The sequence below is a fragment of the Agarivorans sp. QJM3NY_25 genome (assembly GCF_050870875.2).
In the GTDB taxonomy this organism is placed as follows: Bacteria; Pseudomonadota; Gammaproteobacteria; order Enterobacterales; family Celerinatantimonadaceae; genus Agarivorans.
Window position 1 is genome coordinate 1 of the sequence record NZ_CP194041.2, and the last position, 20,040, is coordinate 20,040.

A 20,040-nucleotide genomic window follows, 5' to 3' on the forward strand; every position below is an offset into this window, starting at 1 on the left:
GTGAGTGGGTCTCTTTGGCAACAAATCTTAGTTCGTTTACAAGATGAATTGCCGGCAACAGAATTTAGTATGTGGATCCGACCACTTCAAGTTGAGCAAGATGCAGGACTATTGGTGTTATATGCACCCAATCGTTTTGTACTTGATTGGGTAAAAGATAAATATCTGATTCGAGTGAATGCTTTACTGGAAGAGTTTTGTGGGAACGATAAACCTAGTTTGCGCTTTGAGGTTGGCAGTCGACCTGCAACTAAACCGCTAGCAACAAAAACTAGAACTAACGTGATTCAAGCTGGCACCGCTAACCAGCAAAATAATCAGTATGATAATGGTAAGAGTTGGGATAAAGAGCCCGCGGTTAAATCTGCTTTAGAGGCGAATCATCGTAACAATATAAATGCCACCTATCAGTTTGATAATTTTGTTGAAGGTAAGTCTAACCAGTTGGCTCGTGCTGCTGCGACTCAGGTTGCGAATAATCCTGGTGGCGCTTATAACCCCTTATTTTTATATGGGGGAACTGGTCTTGGTAAAACGCACCTGCTGCATGCGGTGGGTAACGGTATTATTGCCAATAAAAAGAATGCCAAAGTCGTGTATATGCATTCTGAACGATTTGTTCAAGATATGGTAAAGGCCTTGCAAAACAATGCGATAGAGGATTTTAAGCGTTATTATCGTAGTGTTGATGCATTGCTTATTGATGATATTCAATTCTTTGCCAATAAGGAACGTTCTCAGGAAGAATTTTTCCATACTTTTAATGCCTTACTTGAAGGTAATCAGCAAATTATCTTAACCAGTGATCGTTATCCTAAAGAAATTGATGGCGTAGAAGATCGTTTGAAAAGTCGTTTTGGTTGGGGCTTGACGGTTGCTATCGAACCTCCGGAGTTAGAAACTCGGGTCGCCATATTAATGACCAAGGCGAATGAAAATAATATTCGCTTGCCTGATGAAGTCGCTTTCTTTATCGCAAAACGCTTACGTTCCAATGTTCGAGAGTTGGAAGGGGCTTTAAACCGGGTGATCGCAAACGCTAATTTTACCGGTCGCGCGATTACCATCGATTTTGTACGTGAAGCCTTACGTGATTTATTGGCATTGCAAGAGAAGCTAGTCACTATCGATAATATTCAAAAAACAGTTGCTGAATATTACAAAATTAAAATAGCTGATTTATTGTCTAAGCGTCGTTCTCGATCCGTGGCGCGACCTCGGCAACTAGCGATGGCGCTGGCAAAGGAATTAACCAACCATAGCTTGCCTGAAATTGGTGATGCTTTTGGCGGTCGCGACCATACAACGGTGTTGCATGCTTGTCGTAAAATAAGTCAGCTTAAAGAAGAAAGTCACGACATTAAAGAAGACTATCAGAATTTAATTCGTACATTATCGTCATAATCGGAGAGGCGTTGGTAGGTATGCAATTTAGTATCAATCGGGAACAACTACTTAAACCCCTGCAGCAGGTTAGTGCTGCTTTAGGTGGTCGACCAACCATTCCTATTTTGGGTAATGTATTGTTGGATATTAGTAATAACCAGTTGTCTATTACTGGTACCGATATGGAAGTAGAACTAGTCGCGACCTTGCCTTTGCAAAGTACTGTAAATGAAGGGCGCGTGACAGTACCAGCGAAGAAGTTTGTTGATATTTGTCGTGGTTTACCTGATGGCTGTGAAATTAGTTGTAAAGCGGATGATAATCGCTTGGTATTGCGTTCTGGACGTAGTCGTTTTTCTTTAGCGACACTTCCGGCTAATGACTTTCCTAATGTAGAAGATTGGCAGAGTCAGCAGGTGATTCAGTTGACTCAGGGGCAATTAAAGAATCTGATCGATAGCACTCAGTTCTCAATGGCGAGCCAAGACGTTCGTTATTATTTAAATGGAATGTTGTTTGAGACGGATGAGAAAGGACTTAAAACCATTGCCACTGATGGCCACCGCTTGGCATTAGCCGAACAAACTTTTGAGACACCATTACAGCCTCAACAGGTGATTGTTCCACGTAAAGGGGTGATTGAGTTATCTCGTCTGTTGGAACACGAGGACCAACTGGTTGAGCTGCAAATTGGCAGCAATAACATTCGAGCTAGTGTGCAAGGTTTTACCTTTACCAGTAAATTGGTTGATGGACGTTTTCCTGATTATCGACGGGTATTGCCTTCTAATAGTGATAAGGCTCTTATTTCTGGAAGGGATGAATTGAAACAGGCATTTTCTCGAGCTGCTATTCTTTCCAACGAGAAGTTTCGCGGGGTTCGTCTGCAGTTAGAGGCGGGCATTTTGAAAATTACTGCGAATAATCCTGAGCAGGAAGAAGCGGAAGAGATCCTGGATGTTGATTATAATGCAGAAGCTTTGGAAATTGGTTTTAACGTTGTTTATGTTTTAGATGTATTGAATGCGTTAAAGTGCGATCAGATCCGCATCAACATGAGTAATAGCAATAGTAGTGCCTTGATTGAAGATAGTGAGCAGAGTGGCAAAGCGATGTACGTTGTTATGCCAATGCGACTCTAGTGACAAATTAAATTAATGTATATACAAAGTCTTGGTTTGCAAAATTTTAGAAATATTGAGCAAGCTAGTTTAACCTTGAACCCCAAGTTAAATGTGATTTTGGGCGAGAATGGTAGCGGTAAAACGAGTGTACTAGAAGCCATTTATTATTTGGGCTTTGGGCGTTCCTTTCGGAGTAACTTCGCCAGTAAAGTGGTCAGTCATAGCAAGGATAGCTTTGTTGTATTCGCTCAATTGGAGCAGCATAAGATTGGCTTGCAGAAGTTTAAGAGTGGCGACACGGTTTTAAGAATTAATAAGGAAACGGTACGCAGTCAGTCGGTATTGGCTTCATTGTTACCTTTGCAGATCCTACATCCGGAAGGCTACGGCTTGGTGGATGGTAGTCCTCGCTACAGACGGGCATATTTAGATTGGGGAGTGTTTCACGTGGAACAACAGTTTCACGCGGCTAGTCAAAACTATAAAAAGACATTGAAGCAACGTAATGCATTATTAAAGCAAACAAAACAGTATCAAGACTTATTATATTGGGATAAGCAACTGGTTGAGTTTGCCATGATTGTTAGTCGGTTACGCGCTGCTTATGTGGAAAGTATTCGTACAACTTTGACTGACTTAGTTGCCGAGTTTTTGCCTGAGTATCGGTTTGAATTGGCATTTCATCAAGGTTGGGAAGAAAAAAAGGATTTGGCTGTATTGCTACAGCAAGGTTTTCAGAGGGACCGTATTTTGGGCTATACCCAATGTGGCCCCCATAAAGCCGATATAAAGTTTAAATTTAATGGCGTAAATGCTGTTGACCTTATTTCTAGAGGTCAGTTGAAGCTTTTTGTTTGTGCGTTGATTTTAGCGCAGGGGCAACATGCACAGCAGCATAGCGGTAATCAGACGGTATATTTGATCGATGATTTTGCGGCAGAATTAGATAAGTCTAAACGCCAGTTGTTAGCTAAGTGGCTGCAACAACATGGGTCTCAGGTCTTTGTTTCTGCGATTGAGAAACAAATGCTGGATGGATTTGATTTAGAAGGATGCACAGTGTTTCACGTGGAACATGGTGTTATCAGCGACTATAAAACGAGAGTAAAACATGGCTGAAAATGAATATGGCTCATCGAGTATTAAGGTTTTAAAAGGTCTTGATGCCGTAAGAAAACGTCCTGGGATGTACATTGGTGACACAGACGATGGCTCAGGTTTACATCACATGGTATTTGAAGTCGTCGATAACTCTATCGATGAAGCGTTGGCTGGGCACTGTAAAGATGTGGTGGTTACCATTCATAATGATGGCTCTGTCTCTGTGTCGGATGATGGCCGTGGTATTCCTGTAGATATGCATGAAGAAGAGGGCGTGTCTGCAGCAGAAGTTATTATGACTGTTCTGCATGCCGGTGGTAAGTTCGATGATAACTCCTATAAAGTATCCGGTGGATTACACGGTGTAGGTGTTTCGGTTGTTAATGCCTTATCTATAAAGCTACAGCTAACGGTAAAACGACAAAATCATGTCTATGAGCAATTTTACACTTTAGGTGTTCCCGATGCTCCCTTGGCTGCGGTGGGGGATACTGATAAAACAGGAACCGAATTACGCTTTTGGCCTAGTGAAGAAATTTTCTCTGATACAACATTTCATTATGAAGTTTTGGCAAAACGATTACGCGAACTGTCATTTCTTAATTCTGGTGTTTCGATCATTTTAAAAGATGAGCGCGATGGTCGCAAAGATCACTTTATGTATGAAGGGGGGATAGAAGCGTTTGTTTCTTACCTCAATACCAATAAAACACCGATTCACCCTAGAGCGTTTAGTTTCAACTTCCAACGAGATGATGGTATCGCGGTAGAACTAGCGATGCAGTGGAACGAAGGTTTTCAAGAAAATGTGTACTGTTTTACCAATAATATTCCACAGAAAGATGGTGGAACCCACTTGGCTGGGTTTAGGGCGGCATTAACGCGTACGCTCAATAGTTATATGGAAAAAGAAGGCATCAACAAGAAAGACAAAAATAACGCAACAGGTGATGATGCGCGAGAAGGTTTAACGGCCGTTATTTCGGTGAAAGTACCTGATCCTAAGTTTTCTAGCCAAACCAAAGATAAGTTGGTTTCCTCTGAAGTGAAGTCTGCGGTTGAGCAAACGATGGGAGAGAAACTGAGCGAGTATCTACTCGAGAATCCGACTGAAGCAAAAATCATTACCCAGAAAATATTGGATGCTGCTCGGGCTCGTGAAGCCGCTCGTAAAGCTCGCGATATGACGCGTCGTAAAGGTGCCTTAGACTTAGCTGGACTACCGGGTAAACTCGCCGACTGCCAAGAAAAAGATCCTGCGCTTTCTGAACTATATATTGTGGAAGGGGACTCTGCGGGGGGCAGTGCTAAACAAGCACGTAACCGCAAGAATCAGGCTATTTTGCCGCTGAAAGGTAAAATTCTTAATGTAGAAAAAGCGCGTTTCGATAAGATGTTGTCATCACAAGAAGTTGCAACACTGATTACCGCGATGGGCTGTGGTATTGGTCGTGATGAGTATAATCCTGATAAGACTCGTTATCACAACATCATCATCATGACCGATGCTGATGTGGATGGTTCACATATCCGAACCTTACTCCTGACTTTCTTCTACCGTCAAATGCCGGAAATTATCGAACGTGGTTATATCTATATTGCCCAACCACCTTTATATAAGGTGAAGAAAGGCAAGCAAGAACGTTATGTGAAAGATGAAGAATCTCTGACCGAATATCTCACAACTTTAGCTTTAGATAACGCTGGGCTATATGTGAATGCGGAAGCACCAAGTATTAGTGGTGAGCCTCTGGAAAGTTTGGTTACTCAATACCGTCGGGTATGGAAGAATAACGAACGTTTATCTCGTCGTTATCCTATCTCTTTGCTTAGCCAAATGATTTATCAACCACCGCTAAAAACAGAAGAGCTACAAGATGCCAGCGTACTCAAAGAATGGGCTGAACAACTGATCGCACCGGTTAATGCGGAATTACCTAGTGGTAACTACTATTCGGTAGCGGTTGAAAAACATCCTGAGCGTGACATCTACTTCCCTGTAGCAACACTCCGTCAACATGGGGTAGATGTATCTTTTAACTTTGAACCCGAGTTTTTTGCTTCGAATGATTATCGAGATATTTGCAGCCTGTATAGGAATTTAGATAATTTGGTGGAAGAGGGTGCTTATATTAAGCGTGGCGAAAAAACCAAACCAGTGAAGAGTTTTGAAGAAGCGCTCAATTGGTTAATGTCTGAATCGCGTCGTGGCTTATATATCCAACGTTATAAAGGACTCGGTGAGATGAATCCGGATCAGTTATGGGAAACGACAATGGACCCAGAGACTCGACGGATGTTGCAAGTGACGGTTGAGGATGCAATTGCTTGTGATCAGCTCTTCACCACCTTAATGGGTGATCAAGTTGAACCTCGTCGTAATTTCATTGAAGAGAATGCACTTAATGTAGAAAACCTAGATGTCTAACATTTAGTATCTACCGTATTAAGCTTAAAAAAGGCAATATGAAAATATTGCCTTTTTTGTGCTTGAAAGCCTAGAGTCTATCCCCATATCTATTCATAACAAGATGCCATGATCATGGGTTTTGTTAAGACAGAGATGCAGCCTTTGTGCTGGTCAATTTAAATTATTGCTCTATGAGGATAACAAACATGCGTAATCAATATGACTTTTCACCACTTTATCGTACGGCCATCGGCTTTGATCGTTTAGCTAATTTCATTGAAGCGGCATCAAACCAAAGTGCCCAATCTCAAAATACAGGCTACCCGCCTTATAATATTGAAGCAGTCGATGATAATCATTATCGAATCACTCTCGCCGTGGCTGGGTTTGCTGAAGATGAGTTATCTATTGTTGCTCAGCAAAATGCTTTAATTGTTACCGGTACTAAACAGAAAAAATCAGATGAGATTAAATATCTGCATCAAGGGATCGCAGAACGAGGCTTCGAACGACGTTATCAAATTGCTGATCACGTAAAGGTGAGCGCGGCTAACTTAGAACATGGCTTATTGGTTATAGAGTTAGAACGAGAAATTCCTGAAGCTCTAAAGCCAAAACAAATTCCTATTAATGGAAAGTTGGCTTCGGTTGAAGTATTGGAGACTAAATCGGCTTGATTGCCAAGGGATGATGAAGAGTGAAAAAAGGGCCAACAGTGGCCCTTTTTAGTATTGTTTTAAGCGAGCAGCGGATTAACCACAGAGGCCAAAATATCGATACCTTGTCTTAGATTGGCTTCACTCTGAGCGAAGTTGAGACGAATGCACTCTTGGGTATGTCGCCAATCCTTGTCTATTCCGGGGAAAAAGTAGCTTCCAGGTACGATTAGTAAACCCTTATTTTTTAATTGTTGGTAAAGCTGTTTATCGCTAATCGGTAAGTCTTCAAACCACAACCAAAGAAACATCGCCCCTTCAGATTTGTGAATTCTAAATTTTGCAGAGGGGATAGCTTGTTGTAACCAAGTGATAGCCTGCTCAGATTTATGTTTATAGAAAGGTCGAATGATATGGTTGCTGGCGTCGAGTAGGCTATTATCCTTTAACATCTCATTGGCTAAAGCAGGACCAATTCCGCCAGGGGATAAATTAATAATGCCTGACAAATTGCTGATTGCCTGAATCGTTGAAGGCTTAGCAATTACAATTCCACAGCGTGTTCCGGGTAAGCCCAATTTTGATAAGCTTAAGCAAAGTATGGTGTTGTTATTCCAAAATGGTTTTGCGTCTTCGGTAAAGACCAAGTTTGGAAAAGGAAGGCCATAAGCATTATCGATTAATAATGGCACCTGATGTTGTTCGGCAAGTTGTGATAGTTTGGTGAGTTCTTCGTCGGTAACCACATTACCTGTAGGATTGGTGGGTCGAGAGACGCAAATTAATCCAATCGACTCATCAACGACCAGCCGTTCAAAGTCGACATGATACTTAAATTGGCGGTTGGCTAAATACTCAATAGAAGGCTTGTTACCGACAAATATTTGTTCGCTTAAACCACTATCCTCATATCCTATATACTCAGGAGCGAGTGGAAATAACACTCTTTTATCCTGCTGCAGCCCCTTACCGGCAAAAAGATTAAATAAGAAGAAAAATGCGCTTTGACTGCCATTAGTGAGTGCAATGTTCTCTTCTTTTATATCCCAATGAAACTGATTACTTAATAAAGAAGATAAGTTAGATATAAATTCCTTATTACCTTGGGGGGAGTCATAGTTACATAAGGCTTTGAGTAAACTGCCATTACTTAGCCCTGTGTTGAGGTGTTGCTGAAATAACTCGGTCATTTGTGGTATCTGTGCTGGATTTCCACCCCCGAGCATTATCATTTCGTCACCCGCTCGGATCCCTTCATCCAAGTCATCCATCAGTTGCGTGATCCCCGAATGACGGGTGAACTTATTACCAAAATCTGAATACGTCATAAAGCACCTTCTTCGAACTAGGCGTCACAATAACAAACAAATGTGAGGAATGGTATTCGCTAGTCCGATTTGGTTAATGATAGGGTTGAAGTGAATGCAAGGCTCGCTGTAAGGACATTTTGGAGGGCCTAATATCTCAGATAGTTTGATAGGCTCAATAATCTAATTATCGATGGTCAATCAGCGAGCTGGCAGAATTCAATTGAGAATCTACTCTTGTCATCATATAGGCCAAGCAAAGTGGCTAAAGCCGCTTTGCTTGGCCTTATCGTTATCTACTTAGTCATTTGACCAGCATAAACGATGACTACTACATCGTCGTTTTTACGGCGTTCAAAAGCGTAAGGCGTGTTACTTAACAAGATGTGTTGTCCTGCCCCGACCGCTTGATGGCGCTTACGGAACTGTAACAACTTTTGCCAATGTTTTTTTACCGCGAGGTGTTCGGCATCGAACTGTTGCCAATTCATATCTGAGCGAGTGGCTTGTTTTTTGTCGGAGCTTCTTGAACCTTTTTCGCGTGCTGTCTCATCGCCATAAAAGACTTGTACCGCGGTTGGCATTAGTAAGAAAGCAGAACCGAGTTGTTTTTGCTTATCCAGTGTTTTGGCAATGCTGCCGTAGGCTAGCTTCGTATCATGCGATGATACATAACTGAGTAGCTTGCCGTCTCGCTTATTGAGTATATCAGCGTATTGTTGATAGCCATCTTGCATTGCGCTAAAACAGTTCATGCCCTTTTTAGCAAGGTCTGTTTGATAACTAAAATCTATTAGGGAGTCGAAGCCGTACTCAAATAATTTTGAATCACTTAAACCTTGTCCCCAATATTCCCCTGTCATCCAAAACTCATTGTTGTCGAGAACTTTATCAGGATGCTCTAATTTCCATTCTTGAAATGCCTGGCTCGAGGCCTTTTTTAAGGCTTGCCAAGCTTCTGGCTCGACGTGTTTAACGGTATCTGCTCTAAAGCCGTCAATACCGTATTCGCGAACCCAATCGGATAGCCAAGTGACTAAGTAATCGCGTACGCTTGCACCGGGTATTTCAACCGCTTTTGTATCTGGTTTATTTTTATAGAAGGTGGGAAGGCCCACAACCTTTTTGGATTCGGTTTTAAAATCAGGTAAATAAGCTAAAGACATGGTTAAGTCATTAGCCCCTGGGCTAGGGTAGCCTGAGATATCAGTACGAACCCAATCCGGCCCCCACCATTGTTGCCAAGATTTTCGTTTACCATAGTCAACAAAGTCGTTAAAACTATGCCAAGTTTCCCCTTTCGCAGGGGTCCAATTGGTCCACTTTTCGGTGAGATAAGTCTCGATAGGCTGGTCAAAATTTTGAGTTTCCCCAAACTTAAAGGCCTGCATATCGGCAAGAGTAGCGTAGCCTGCATGATTCATCACTATGTCCATCACGACTCGAATACCGCGTTGATGAGCCTGATCCACAAATTGTTTAAATTCTTTGGCTGTACCCATGTTTTGATCCATGAGCGTATAATCTTGAGCATAGTAACCGTGATAAGCGTAGTGTTTAAAATCACCACTCATGCCTCCTCCAACCCAACCTCGAATTTGTTCGTAGGGCGCAGTGATCCAAATCGCGTTGATCCCTAGATCTTCGATATAGTCGAGCTTTTTGGTGAGACCGGCTATATCTCCACCGTGGAAGGTACCAATTTCTTTTTGACCGTCTTTGCTTCGCCCATAACTATGATCATTCGTCGGGTTACCGTTATAAAAGCGATCGGTGATGACAAAATAGATCGAGGCACTGTCCCAACTAAAGGTATCAGCTTTTTTATGGGTCGATTCTAGGAGTAACAAACCACCACTATCAGCGGCAGGGGTGAATGTTACGTTACCCTGTTGAACGGTACTAATTTGACCGCTGTAAAAATCTTTAACCGTAGAACCTTCTTTAAAGCTGGCGCTAACATCGACGGTAATCGGCTGACCGTCCCATTGCAGACATTGTGCTGTTTGTTTATGAGGTGAGGAGAATGTTTGAGTTTGGTTAGTGGTTTGCTCTGTGGAAGCACAGCCTGCAATGATTACACTAACAAAACATGCTAATAGCGTAGGTTTAAGTGAATTTTTCATGTTTTACATCCGTTTAATTGCTGACCTTTACAAATAAAAAAGCCCCTTTTCAGGGGCTCGAACTACCATGAAAATTTACATTTCTACTTTTTCGATATAAGCCACAGGGATTTCGCCTGACCAATCTAGGTAGAAGCGGTAAACACCATCTTCTTCTGGAGTAAATTTAAAGTTATCGAAGGCGGCGCATTTGTTTAACTCGCGACGCTCTCCAACTTTGATTGGCGCTTCACCGGATAAGAAACCGAAGTTAGTACCACATTGCCATGCAGCATCACCAAACTTCCATTCGTATGGTTGACCATCGGCAATCAGTGGCTCGTCTACAGGAGAGGTGGCGCTCCATACATTAGTTTTGCCTTCAACTGGCATTAACTTATTTTCTGGGGTTGCATCCCACCAACTAAATACACCGCGTAAATGCACGTCGCGGGTTAATTTGCTATCGCCGCCACTACCAGAAGCACAGCCCACGGCCACCACCGTAATCAGTGCAAGAACACCCGCTTTCAAGATATTTTTAAGCATTTTCAATTCCTTTCTTATTTTATAACTTTCCTTTGTCTCTACAGACAAACATTACCTAACGAGCTGAACTGAACTCGTTGTCAGTTATAACGGAGCTTCTCATGAAAAAACGTGCCAAGCTCACAGTCCTATTCTGAAAAGCATTTCATGAAATGAACTATTTTATTAAAACAGTTAAGTGGATCAAAAAAGCCGTATTCTGTAAAGAATACGGCTTGTTTCGGTTTTGCTGTTCTCGTGATTTATTGAATCACAGAAATGTCCGCGATTTCTAAAAACAATTGACGAAGTGAGCTGAGCAGACTTAAACGATTTATTTTTAAAGCATCATCTTCACTCATCACCATCACATTATCAAAGAAAGCATCAACCACCTCGCGGAGGCTTGCCAGCTCAATTAACGCTTGTTGATAATCACCTTTCTCAAGCAAGGGCGCTAAGCTGATTTGCATACTAGCGACAGCCTCAGCGAGAGCTTGCTCTTGGCTTTCTTTTAATAACGAAGCGTCGATTTGTGGTTTCACGAAATCTGGGTTTTTCGCCAAAATATTGGAAACCCGCTTGTTTGCAGCAGCCAAAGCTTGGGCTTGCTCCAAAGTGCGGAAGTGACTCACCGCTTTAATCCGCTGTTCAATATCTGCCAGTTTAGTCGGCTTCCGCTCAAGTACTGCGGTTATCACGCTCGGATCAATAGCTTGTTCTAGGTACATCGCTCTTAAACGGGCGTAAATAAACTCGATAAGCTGAGTGTGAACCTTTGTTTGAGTCGCTTGCTCAAGTTCTAAAGGTAGCAGTAACAAAGCACTATTAATCAAGGTATCCAAGTCCAGGTCAAAGCCCTTATCTTGGATAATTCGAATAATACCTAAGCAGGCTCTACGCAGTGCAAAGGGGTCTTTGTCTCCCTTTGGTAGCTGGCCAATGGCAAAAATGCCCACTAAGGTATCAAGTTTGTCGGCGATAGCGACCGCTGCGGCGACTTTTGATTCGGGTAATTTGTCGCCAGAAAAGCGAGGCCAGTATTGCTGCTGTAAGGCATTGGCGACATCATCATGTTCGCCGTCAAATTTTGCATAATACATGCCCATAACACCCTGAACATCAGCAAATTCCAAGACCATTTCACTGTTGAGATCGGCTTTAGATAGAAGGCCTGCACGCTGTGCATGCTGGCTATTGGCTCCGATCTCTCCAGCAATTTGTGCTGCTAATTCAGAGACTCTGTTTGACTTATCTAATAAGCTGCCAAGCTGCTGCTGAAATACTACGTTGGCCAGTTGGTCTAAACGACTATCTAACCGTGATTTTTTATCGGTGTTAAAAAAGAATTCTGCATCGGCAAGGCGAGGACGAACTACTTTTTCGTTACCCGCAATCACCTGTTGAGGATCTTTACTGACAATGTTCGAAACAAAGATAAAACGAGGTAATAAGTTACCTTTGGTATCTAAGATTGGAAAGTACTTTTGATTGTCTTTCATCGTGTAAATGAGAGCTTCAGCTGGGACGTCCAAGAACTTGTCTTCGAAGCTGCCAACCATCGCAACCGGCCATTCCACCAATGAACAGACTTCTTCAAGCAGCGCTTCATCAATCTCAACAATGCCACCTTCGCGAGCCGCTTCCGCTTCAATTTGTTCGCGGATAATCGCTTTACGCTGTTCATAATTAACAATCACTTTACCGCGGCGATCTAATTGTTGAACGTAGTTGTTGGCGTGGTTAAGCTCAAATTCAGCTTCGCCCATAAAACGGTGGCCACGAATAGTACGCGCAGATTCAATGCCGAGAATATTCCCTTGAACCAATTTCTCACCATAGAGCATCGTGATGGTATGCACTGGACGGATAAACTGAGTTGCTTTTGCTCCCCAACGCATAGGCTTAGGGATCGGCAGTTTAGCTAAACCCTCAGCGACAATTTCTGGGAATAGCTGGTAAATGGTTTGACCGCTGATTTCAGCTTTATGCAGTAGCCATTCACCTTTGTCGGTGCTGAGACGCTCTGCTTGTTCAACGCTAATGCCATTGGAACGAGCCCAACCCTCAGCCGCTTTGGTTGGTTTACCATCTGCATCAAAGGCACTACTTACCGCAGGGCCGCGTTTTTCGACCACTTTATCTGGTGTTTTTTCGGTTAATGCTTGAATAGAAAGTGCTAAACGACGAGGTGCCGCAAACCATTCGATATTTTCAAACTCAAAACCGGCTTTTTCTAAGCTTTGTTGGACATTGCTTTTGAAAGACTCTGCCAAGCCGCGCAGAGCTTTGGGTGGCAATTCTTCGGTGCCGATTTCTACTAATAGGTTTTCGTTACTCATGCTGCCTCCGTTACTTCTTATCTTTGCATAAAGGGAAACCAAGCTCTTCACGAGCATGGTAATACGCTTCTGCTACGGCTTTGGATAAGGCTCTTACCCTCAGAATGTAGCGTTGGCGTTCGGTCACCGAAATTGCATGACGAGCATCGAGTAAGTTAAAGGCATGAGAAGCTTTCATTACTTGTTCGTAAGCAGGTAAGGGAAGACCTGCTTCAATTAATTTTTGGCTGTCTTTTTCACATTGATCAAACTGAGTGAATAGCGCGCCTGTGTCAGCGTGTTCAAAGTTGAAAGTAGACTGCTCAACTTCATTTTGATGGAAAATATCCCCGTAGGTCACTTTCCCCATCGGACCATCGGTCCAGATTAAATCGTAAATGCTATCAACACCTTGGATATACATGGCTAAGCGTTCTAAGCCATAGGTGATCTCACCGGTTACCGGGGAGCATTCTAAACCACCAACTTGTTGGAAGTAGGTAAATTGAGTGATTTCCATCCCATTTAACCAAATTTCCCAACCGAGACCCCAAGCACCAAGTGTTGGTGATTCCCAGTTGTCTTCTACGAAGCGAATATCATGGATCTCGGGATTAATACCAAGTTCAACTAGTGAACCGAGGTAGAGTTCTTGGATATTGTCTGGCGACGGTTTCAACACGACTTGAAATTGGTAGTAGTGTTGTAAACGGTTTGGGTTTTCACCGTAGCGTCCATCGGTAGGGCGACGACAGGGTTGTACATAAGCACTATACATCGGTTCTGGACCGATAGAGCGCAAAAAGGTTTGCGGATGAAAGGTGCCAGCACCTACTTCCATATCTAAAGGTTGAACAATGACGCAGCCTTGACGGGCCCAGTAGTCCTGTAAAGCCAATATTAGGCCTTGAAAGGTTTTTATATCGTATTTATGCATGATTTGTGTCGCGCGTATGAAAAGTAATCGGTTTTATAACTGACGGAGTATACCCTAGCAAGCAGATAGACCCTAGTGCTGTTACCTCAGGAATCACTGATAACCGAGACTTTTTTTAAAAAATCGCTCAACTTCCTTTCTTGATCAAGTATTGAAAGGGCATTTGGTCTACTTTCTTAGCGATTAGTGTGTGATCCATAAATTCACAAAAACTAACCATATCTCGGGTGGTAGAGGGATCGTCAGCCTGAATTAATAAGGTCTCCCCTAGAGCAATGTTACGAATTGCTTTTCTTACCATCATTACTGGTTCAGGGCAGCGTAGACCGAGTGCGTCTAATTGGTGATCGGCTTGGTTAAAATCTATCAAACTACTCATTGATTTATCCCCTTAATGAATGACTTTTACATTGTATAACAGCTACGGTTAGATTTGCAGCTGTCAACTTTGACCAACAGCTTGGCATGTTTTCGATAGTTTTGGCATTTACTACTCCACTAAGGCTATTTCAGCAGACGGTACTTTTTGTTTTTTACAAACTTGCTCGCTGCAATCCAATCTTCCCTTTTTCTCACATCAAGGTGTCGATCGTAGAGTGGTTCGCTAATTCCATACCCGATTTATGATTGATATCAGTGACGACAAGATTGGCACCTTCCTCAGAAGAGGCTTCCCCAATTCTTCTTGTTGCTACGGTGACTAATATAGTTTTTGAAGCCTTAACATATAGGGGTTCTCTATAGCGTTTATAAGCTAGGCCTGGCGGATTTAAACCGACCCGCTCAGTAAGGTCGCTGTAACGTACTTTCTGTGTTGGTGCCGTATATAACTGGTTTAGAACGAGATATTCAGTTAAGCCAATACTTTGTTGTTGATACGCTAAAGCAAATTAAAAAGATTGCCCCGAAAATCAGTTTTGTAGTTGCTGCGGATATAAAGTTGGCTAACTTTTGTCAAGATGATATCGATATTGCTATGCGTCGTGAACGCCCCATGGATAATAGAAAAACCACCACATTGGTTTTTTTGCTCGTCAGGAGTATCTAAATACTCATGGGCAGGTTGAAGCAGGGAGTACATTTCTGATGAGCTATTGGTGATGTATAAAAACAAACCTTACCTCAGTATTGGCAATCGTTATGTGGCCAAGCTATTCATCATTCGCAAGTGATTGTAGAAACGAATTCACAAACCCTCTTGATTGAAGCGATCGCTGGTTTTTTGATGACGGATCTATTATTTTTACTCTTCAAATCTTTGTTTTAGGGCATCGATGAAGTCAGTGGCGATTCAAATATCGAATTTCGAACGCTATAAGAATGTAATTCACCAATAGTGTGTTTCTTTTAGCTTTAGCTACTTGGCTGCTTTGACAACCCGCGCTAGTTTGATAGCTGCATATTGGGGCTCGGCTTTTGGATCGTTTAAGAAATTGCTGATCACATCAAAGATGGCACCTTGCACTTTTTCGCTTACCGCTAAGCCGTGGGCCATACTCGGTACCAAATCACCCGATTTGTTACTGGCTTTAAATGCGGCCATCGAGTCTAAAGCGCAGCTATCAAATTGCTTCATATCCATATCGATCCGAACTGGAATAGAGCCTTTGTTGAGGTTAAATATGGTTTGGAACTCGGGGGTGAGAATGGTTTTTGCGAGGCTTTTTTGAGCCTTAATATCTTCAGGTTTATTTAGTTCAAACATTGCAAAACTGTCGATATTAAAGATAAATTGCTGTTGTGTGCCGGGAGCGGGGACGCAAACAAAGTCTTTACCTGGTTGTTTACCTGCGGCAATAAACTCACCCTTGGCCCAGTCCCCCATAATTTGCATGCCGGCTGTACCATTAATTACCATACTGGTTGCCATATTCCAGTCTCGTCCGGGGGAGTCACTATCGATATAGTGGCTTATTTTTTTTAATACGCGAAAGACTTCGACCATTTTGTCTCCGCCTAAAGTCTTATCATCTAGTTTTACGAAAGCCTTCAGGTAGTCTTTCGCACCTAAAATATCTAAGGCTAGCGTCTCAAATAAAGTCGCATTCTGCCAATTCTGCCCACCGTGGGCGAGGGGAATAAACCCGGCGGCTTGTAGTTTGTCTGCAGCGGTGAAAAATTCAGCCAAGGTGGTTGGGATTTTTGCGTCTGCTTTTGCAAATACAGCTGGGTTTGCCCATAACCAGTTTACTCGATGCACATTTAGCGGGACGGCAACGTAGTTGCCCTGATACTTCATAATATCTGTCACGACTTTGGGGATCACATCGTCCCAATGTTCTTCTGCTGCGACGTCGTTAAGGTTACTTAAGAACCCTAGTTCTGCCCATTCTTGAATATCGGGGCCTTTTAGTTGTGCAGCGGCTGGTGGATTACCTGAAATTGCGCGGGTTTTTAACACCGTCATCGCGCTTTCTCCACCTCCTCCAGCAACCGCAAAGTCTTTCCAACTATGCCCTTGGGCTTCAAGCATTTTCTTTAAAACATTCACCGATTTGGCTTCACCGCCGGAGGTCCACCAATGTAAAACCTCAACTTCTCCCGCGTAGGCGGAATTAAGCGAATAGCAGAATATAAGAGTGGAGAAGAAAGTCGTTAATTTGCGCATAGTTAGACCTTATTATTTTTATTTAAGCTCTATCACTTATGTTGAGCATACTAGCCTGAATACTGCAGATAAAACCCAACCGATGAAGCAAATCTTAACTAGAGCTCTATTTGATGTGAGGGAGTCGCAGTTTCACTTCTAAGCCGCCTTGAGGCAGGTTTTGTAAGCATATATTTCCCCCGTGAGCGTGGGCGATATTACGAGCAATACCAAGGCCCAAGCCTGAACCTGACTTCGCTTTATTTAAGCGAACATAAGGGTTGAATACTTCGCTTAATTGAGCTTCTGGGATCCCTGGTCCATGATCGACAAATAGCAAGCAAAGCTCGTTGTCATCATCGAGCAAATAAATTTCGATTTTGTCACCGTATTTTATTCCATTCTCAATCAAATTAGCGATGCAGCGCTTGATCGCTAGGGGTTTACCACGGTAAGGGGAATTCGTCTCTCCAAACACGCTGACTTTATCGAGATACGGTTCGATACAATACTTTAGATGAGACATGATGTTGATATCGGTTAGATTTTCATGGATATCGGTGTCTTTTACCGTTTGCAGGGCACCTTTAGCCATAATTTCCAGTTCATCTAAATCTCGATTGAAGGCGTCAATGACATTGTCATCATCGAGCAATTCTGCGCGTAGCCGTAGCCGGGTAATCGGGGTTTTTAAATCATGAGAAATGGAACGAAATAGCTGTTCTCGATCTTCAATATAACGTTTTAGCTTACTTTGCATGGTATTAAAGGCACGGGTCGCTTTGCGAATTTCATCACTGCCTTCTTCTACCAAAGGTGCTTGGAATAAGTCGATCGTAAGGCGTGAGGCGGCTTTTGCTAAACGGCGTAGCGGACGAGTTTGTCGGCGCACGAGTATGAAGGTGAAAACCAGCAGAAAGACCGTCATTAAGGTGATAAACATTACGCGACCCTTGGGTAATAAACTATCATCCAAGTTCATATATGGGGCTGGGAGTAGCGCAGCTAGGTAAATCCACTCTCCACTTTCTAGTTCTATTTGGGTGACCAATATGGGTGGGTTCAAGGGTTTTATTTGCAGGCTATGCGAGGCCCAAGAAGAGGGTAAGTCTTGTAGTAATATATCGTTTTTTAAGACATGCAATTGATCGGGCAAGGAAAAGTCAACGTCAATTTTAGTGCTGCGATTGAGTTCTCGATGCAGAACATCGCTGACCGTTTGAATTACCAGATTTTTGTGATAACTGTCAGGAATGGAATTGATTTTAATGTACTCTCGATTGAGTGACACAAAGAAGCGAGTGCCGCCCATCTTACGTAACTGATTGAGTACAATGTGGCGATATTCAGAAGGTAAAGATTCAAAAAATGTCACCGTCGAGGCTAAGCTCAGCGCTAGGTTGCGAGAGGTGGCACTAAGGCCTTCACTCTCTGATTGGCGCAACTGATAAAACCAAATGAAGCTACTGGCACCTTGGGCCAGTGCAATGGCGAGCAATAGCAGCAATAGCATTCTTGCTAATAAAGAATTTGGCTTTATCCGCTGTAATAGCCGATTAAACTTCATGACTCACTTGAGTCACCATCATGTAACCTGAGCCTCGAATGGTACGGATCAGCCGAGCCTGACTGCCATCATCTTTTAAGCGTTGGCGTAGCCGGCTAATTTGTACGTCAATTCCTCGCTCCATGGGTAAGCTTTCGCGGCCGCGAGTGGCATCACTAATGGTATCCCGGTCGAGGGTTTCGTTCGGGTGTTGCAAAAATAGCTGCAATAAACGGTAATCGCTGCTGGATAACTCCAGCGTCTCTCCGTCTTCATGTTCCAGTTGCTGACTTTGAGTATCTAGGCGCCACTGGCCGAAACGAATGTAGCGAGTATTTTGCTGAGCATTGGCGGTGACTTGAGAGCGGCGCAGTAAGGCCTTAATTCGCGCCAGTAGTTCGCGAGGGTTAAACGGTTTTCCAATGTAATCATCGGCACCCAACTCGAGACCAACAATCCGATCCATTTCATCGGAATTAGCGGTGAGCATGATAATTGGTACATTGGAGGTTCGGCGGATTTTTTGGCATAAGGTAAAGCCGTCATCGCCCGGTAACATGATGTCGAGAATGATGAGTTCTGGTTTATTGGTTTCCAGTAGTTTTGCCATTTCTATACCGTCATTGGCACTGATCACTTCAAAGCCTGATTTACTTAAGTATTGCTCAAGTAAGCTTCTAATTTCTAAGTCATCATCAACGACGAGCAGTTGTTTTGCAAAAACCATGGTTGTCTATTCAATATTAGTGTTATTCATTTGTACTAAGAATAACAAACAACGTGGCAGGGGCGAAATGCTTCACATCATTAAGCAAGAAAAATGGGAGCTAAATGCTCCCATTGGTTCTTTATCCGCAGATTTAGGGGCGTTCAAATATTGTTGCGATGCCTTGTCCTAAACCAATACACATGGTTGCAAGCCCTAGCTTGGCATCTTTGGCTTCCATTAGGTTGATCAGAGTGGTCGAGATACGGGTTCCAGAACAGCCTAGTGGATGGCCTAAAGCAATGGCTCCGCCATTCAGATTTATCTTGTCTTCTAGTTGGTCCATGAGGCCCAGTTCCTTCACACAAGGAAGTGATTGTGCGGCAAATGCTTCGTTGAGTTCGAAAAGGTCGATATCTTCGAGCGTCAAACCAGCACGTTTTAAAGCCTTTTGGGTGGCGGGCACTGGCCCGTAGCCCATAATGGACGGATCGCAGCCAGCAATGGCCATGGCGCGAACTTTCGCGCGGATCGGTAAACCCAGCTCCGCGGCCTTTTCGGCAGACATGATGAGCATTGCCGACGCCCCATCAGATAAGGCTGAGGAGGTACCCGCGGTCACTTTACCGTTAACCGGGTCAAAGGCTGGGCGGAGTTGCGCGAGACCTTCAATAGTGGTTTCAGGGCGGATCACTTCGTCAGTTTCTATCAGGCTCAGTGTCCCATTGGTATCATGCCCTTCGATGGGAAGAATTTCTCTGGCAAAGCGCCCCTCAATGGTGGCTTGATGGGCTAGACGGTGGGAGCGAGCGCCAAAGGCGTCCATTGCTTCGCGGCTAATACCATGCATTTGCGACAGTAATTCTGCCGTTAAGCCCATCATGCCTGCCGCTTTAGCCACCGACTTGGTCATTCCAGGGTGAAAGTCGACGCCATGGCTCATTGGAACATGCCCCATATGTTCTACTCCGCCAACGATAAAGATATCTCCTTGGTCGGCCATGATGGCACGTGCCGCGTCATGTAAGGCTTGCATCGATGAACCACATAAACGATTCACCGTGACCGCGCCAGTGGTATGTGGTAAACCCGCCAGTAAGGCGGCATTGCGCGCGATATTAAAACCTTGTTCTAAGGTTTGTTGAACACAGCCCCAATAGACATCCTCAATATCATTTGGATCGAGAGCTGGATTACGTTTTAACAAGCCTTTCATTAAATGTGCAGATAAGTCTTCTGCGCGAACATGTCTAAAACAGCCATTCTTAGAGCGGCCCATGGGGGTGCGAATACAATCTACAATAACCACTTCTTTCATTTTATATT

The 20,040-nt window shown here is 43.3% G+C and carries 15 protein-coding genes; 5 read left to right on the top strand and 10 right to left on the bottom strand.

Features of this window, described 5'->3' with window-relative positions:
- The 5 genes from dnaA to ACRRSW_RS00025 all read left to right on the top strand — a co-directional run bounded on the left by dnaA (nt 1) and on the right by ACRRSW_RS00025 (nt 6,698).
- The gene (dnaA, locus tag ACRRSW_RS00005) at nt 1-1,404 is read left to right on the top strand and encodes a chromosomal replication initiator protein DnaA (RefSeq protein ID WP_432455251.1); all 1,404 of its coding nucleotides are present in this window, start codon (nt 1-3) and stop codon (nt 1,402-1,404) included.
- A gap of 20 nt (nt 1,405-1,424) precedes the next feature.
- Complete coding sequence (gene dnaN / locus ACRRSW_RS00010; protein WP_432455250.1) at nt 1,425-2,528, top strand: DNA polymerase III subunit beta; 1,104 nt, start codon at nt 1,425-1,427, stop codon at nt 2,526-2,528.
- A gap of 15 nt (nt 2,529-2,543) precedes the next feature.
- Nucleotides 2,544-3,629 carry a DNA replication/repair protein RecF gene (recF, locus tag ACRRSW_RS00015; RefSeq protein ID WP_432460554.1) on the top strand — a complete coding sequence of 362 codons (1,086 nt, stop codon included), beginning with the start codon at nt 2,544-2,546 and terminating at the stop codon, nt 3,627-3,629.
- Entirely contained in the window at nt 3,622-6,039 is a 2,418-nt protein-coding gene (gene gyrB / locus ACRRSW_RS00020; protein WP_432460555.1) for a DNA topoisomerase (ATP-hydrolyzing) subunit B, read from the top strand. The genes recF and gyrB overlap by 8 nt, the downstream gene beginning before the upstream one ends.
- 188 nt (nt 6,040-6,227) lie before the next feature.
- Nucleotides 6,228-6,698 (top strand): Hsp20 family protein, encoded by a 471-nt coding sequence (locus ACRRSW_RS00025; RefSeq protein ID WP_432455247.1) that lies wholly within the window; start codon nt 6,228-6,230, stop codon nt 6,696-6,698.
- A gap of 59 nt (nt 6,699-6,757) precedes the next feature.
- On the opposite strand, the gene ACRRSW_RS00030 is transcribed toward ACRRSW_RS00025, so the two are convergent.
- The 10 genes from ACRRSW_RS00030 to fadA all read right to left on the bottom strand — a co-directional run bounded on the left by ACRRSW_RS00030 (nt 6,758) and on the right by fadA (nt 20,032).
- Nucleotides 6,758-8,005, bottom strand: a complete 1,248-nt coding sequence (locus ACRRSW_RS00030) for a valine--pyruvate transaminase (RefSeq protein WP_432460556.1) — start codon at nt 8,003-8,005, stop codon at nt 6,758-6,760.
- A gap of 275 nt (nt 8,006-8,280) precedes the next feature.
- A complete protein-coding gene (locus tag ACRRSW_RS00035) occupies nt 8,281-10,110 on the bottom strand; it encodes an alpha-amylase (RefSeq protein WP_432460557.1) in 1,830 nt (609 codons plus the stop codon).
- A 75-nt stretch (nt 10,111-10,185) separates the two neighbouring features.
- Nucleotides 10,186-10,638, bottom strand: coding sequence for a hypothetical protein (locus tag ACRRSW_RS00040; RefSeq protein WP_432455244.1), 453 nt, complete (start codon nt 10,636-10,638; stop codon nt 10,186-10,188).
- Between the two features lie 242 nt (nt 10,639-10,880).
- Complete coding sequence (gene glyS, locus ACRRSW_RS00045; protein WP_432455243.1) at nt 10,881-12,959, bottom strand: glycine--tRNA ligase subunit beta; 2,079 nt, start codon at nt 12,957-12,959, stop codon at nt 10,881-10,883.
- 10 nt (nt 12,960-12,969) lie between these two features.
- Nucleotides 12,970-13,875: a glycine--tRNA ligase subunit alpha gene (glyQ, locus tag ACRRSW_RS00050; RefSeq protein ID WP_432455242.1), complete on the bottom strand. Its 906-nt coding sequence runs from the start codon at nt 13,873-13,875 to the stop codon at nt 12,970-12,972.
- 127 nt (nt 13,876-14,002) lie between these two features.
- Nucleotides 14,003-14,254: a sulfurtransferase TusA gene (gene tusA, locus ACRRSW_RS00055; protein ID WP_432455241.1), complete on the bottom strand. Its 252-nt coding sequence runs from the start codon at nt 14,252-14,254 to the stop codon at nt 14,003-14,005.
- Nucleotides 14,255-15,232: 978 nt separating this feature from the next.
- The gene (locus ACRRSW_RS00060; RefSeq protein ID WP_432455240.1) at nt 15,233-16,483 is read right to left on the bottom strand and encodes an ABC transporter substrate-binding protein; all 1,251 of its coding nucleotides are present in this window, start codon (nt 16,481-16,483) and stop codon (nt 15,233-15,235) included.
- A 106-nt stretch (nt 16,484-16,589) separates the two neighbouring features.
- Nucleotides 16,590-18,029, bottom strand: a complete 1,440-nt coding sequence (locus ACRRSW_RS00065; RefSeq protein ID WP_432455239.1) for an ATP-binding protein — start codon at nt 18,027-18,029, stop codon at nt 16,590-16,592.
- On the bottom strand, nt 18,019-18,735 hold the full coding sequence (locus ACRRSW_RS00070; protein ID WP_432455238.1) for a response regulator: 717 nt from the start codon (nt 18,733-18,735) through the stop codon (nt 18,019-18,021). The genes ACRRSW_RS00065 and ACRRSW_RS00070 overlap by 11 nt, the downstream gene beginning before the upstream one ends.
- A 133-nt stretch (nt 18,736-18,868) precedes the next feature.
- On the bottom strand, nt 18,869-20,032 hold the full coding sequence (fadA, locus tag ACRRSW_RS00075) for an acetyl-CoA C-acyltransferase FadA (RefSeq protein ID WP_432455237.1): 1,164 nt from the start codon (nt 20,030-20,032) through the stop codon (nt 18,869-18,871).
- Nucleotides 20,033-20,040: the final 8 nt, after the last annotated feature.

Excerpts from the sequence above, each read along its gene's own strand:
- glyS (WP_432455243.1), bottom strand. The coding sequence starts at position 12,959 with ATGAGTAACGAAAACCTATTAGTAGAAATCGGCACCGAAGAATTGCCA.
- dnaN (WP_432455250.1), top strand. The coding sequence starts at position 1,425 with ATGCAATTTAGTATCAATCGGGAACAACTACTTAAACCCCTGCAGCAG.
- gyrB (WP_432460555.1), top strand. The coding sequence starts at position 3,622 with ATGGCTGAAAATGAATATGGCTCATCGAGTATTAAGGTTTTAAAAGGT.
- tusA (WP_432455241.1), bottom strand. The coding sequence starts at position 14,254 with ATGAGTAGTTTGATAGATTTTAACCAAGCCGATCACCAATTAGACGCA.
- ACRRSW_RS00025 (WP_432455247.1), top strand. The coding sequence starts at position 6,228 with ATGCGTAATCAATATGACTTTTCACCACTTTATCGTACGGCCATCGGC.
- recF (WP_432460554.1), top strand. The coding sequence starts at position 2,544 with ATGTATATACAAAGTCTTGGTTTGCAAAATTTTAGAAATATTGAGCAA.
- glyQ (WP_432455242.1), bottom strand. The coding sequence starts at position 13,875 with ATGCATAAATACGATATAAAAACCTTTCAAGGCCTAATATTGGCTTTA.
- ACRRSW_RS00070 (WP_432455238.1), bottom strand. The coding sequence starts at position 18,735 with ATGGTTTTTGCAAAACAACTGCTCGTCGTTGATGATGACTTAGAAATT.
- ACRRSW_RS00030 (WP_432460556.1), bottom strand. The coding sequence starts at position 8,005 with ATGACGTATTCAGATTTTGGTAATAAGTTCACCCGTCATTCGGGGATC.
- ACRRSW_RS00060 (WP_432455240.1), bottom strand. The coding sequence starts at position 16,483 with ATGCGCAAATTAACGACTTTCTTCTCCACTCTTATATTCTGCTATTCG.
- fadA (WP_432455237.1), bottom strand. The coding sequence starts at position 20,032 with ATGAAAGAAGTGGTTATTGTAGATTGTATTCGCACCCCCATGGGCCGC.
- ACRRSW_RS00040 (WP_432455244.1), bottom strand. The coding sequence starts at position 10,638 with ATGCTTAAAAATATCTTGAAAGCGGGTGTTCTTGCACTGATTACGGTG.
- ACRRSW_RS00035 (WP_432460557.1), bottom strand. The coding sequence starts at position 10,110 with ATGAAAAATTCACTTAAACCTACGCTATTAGCATGTTTTGTTAGTGTA.
- ACRRSW_RS00065 (WP_432455239.1), bottom strand. The coding sequence starts at position 18,029 with ATGAAGTTTAATCGGCTATTACAGCGGATAAAGCCAAATTCTTTATTA.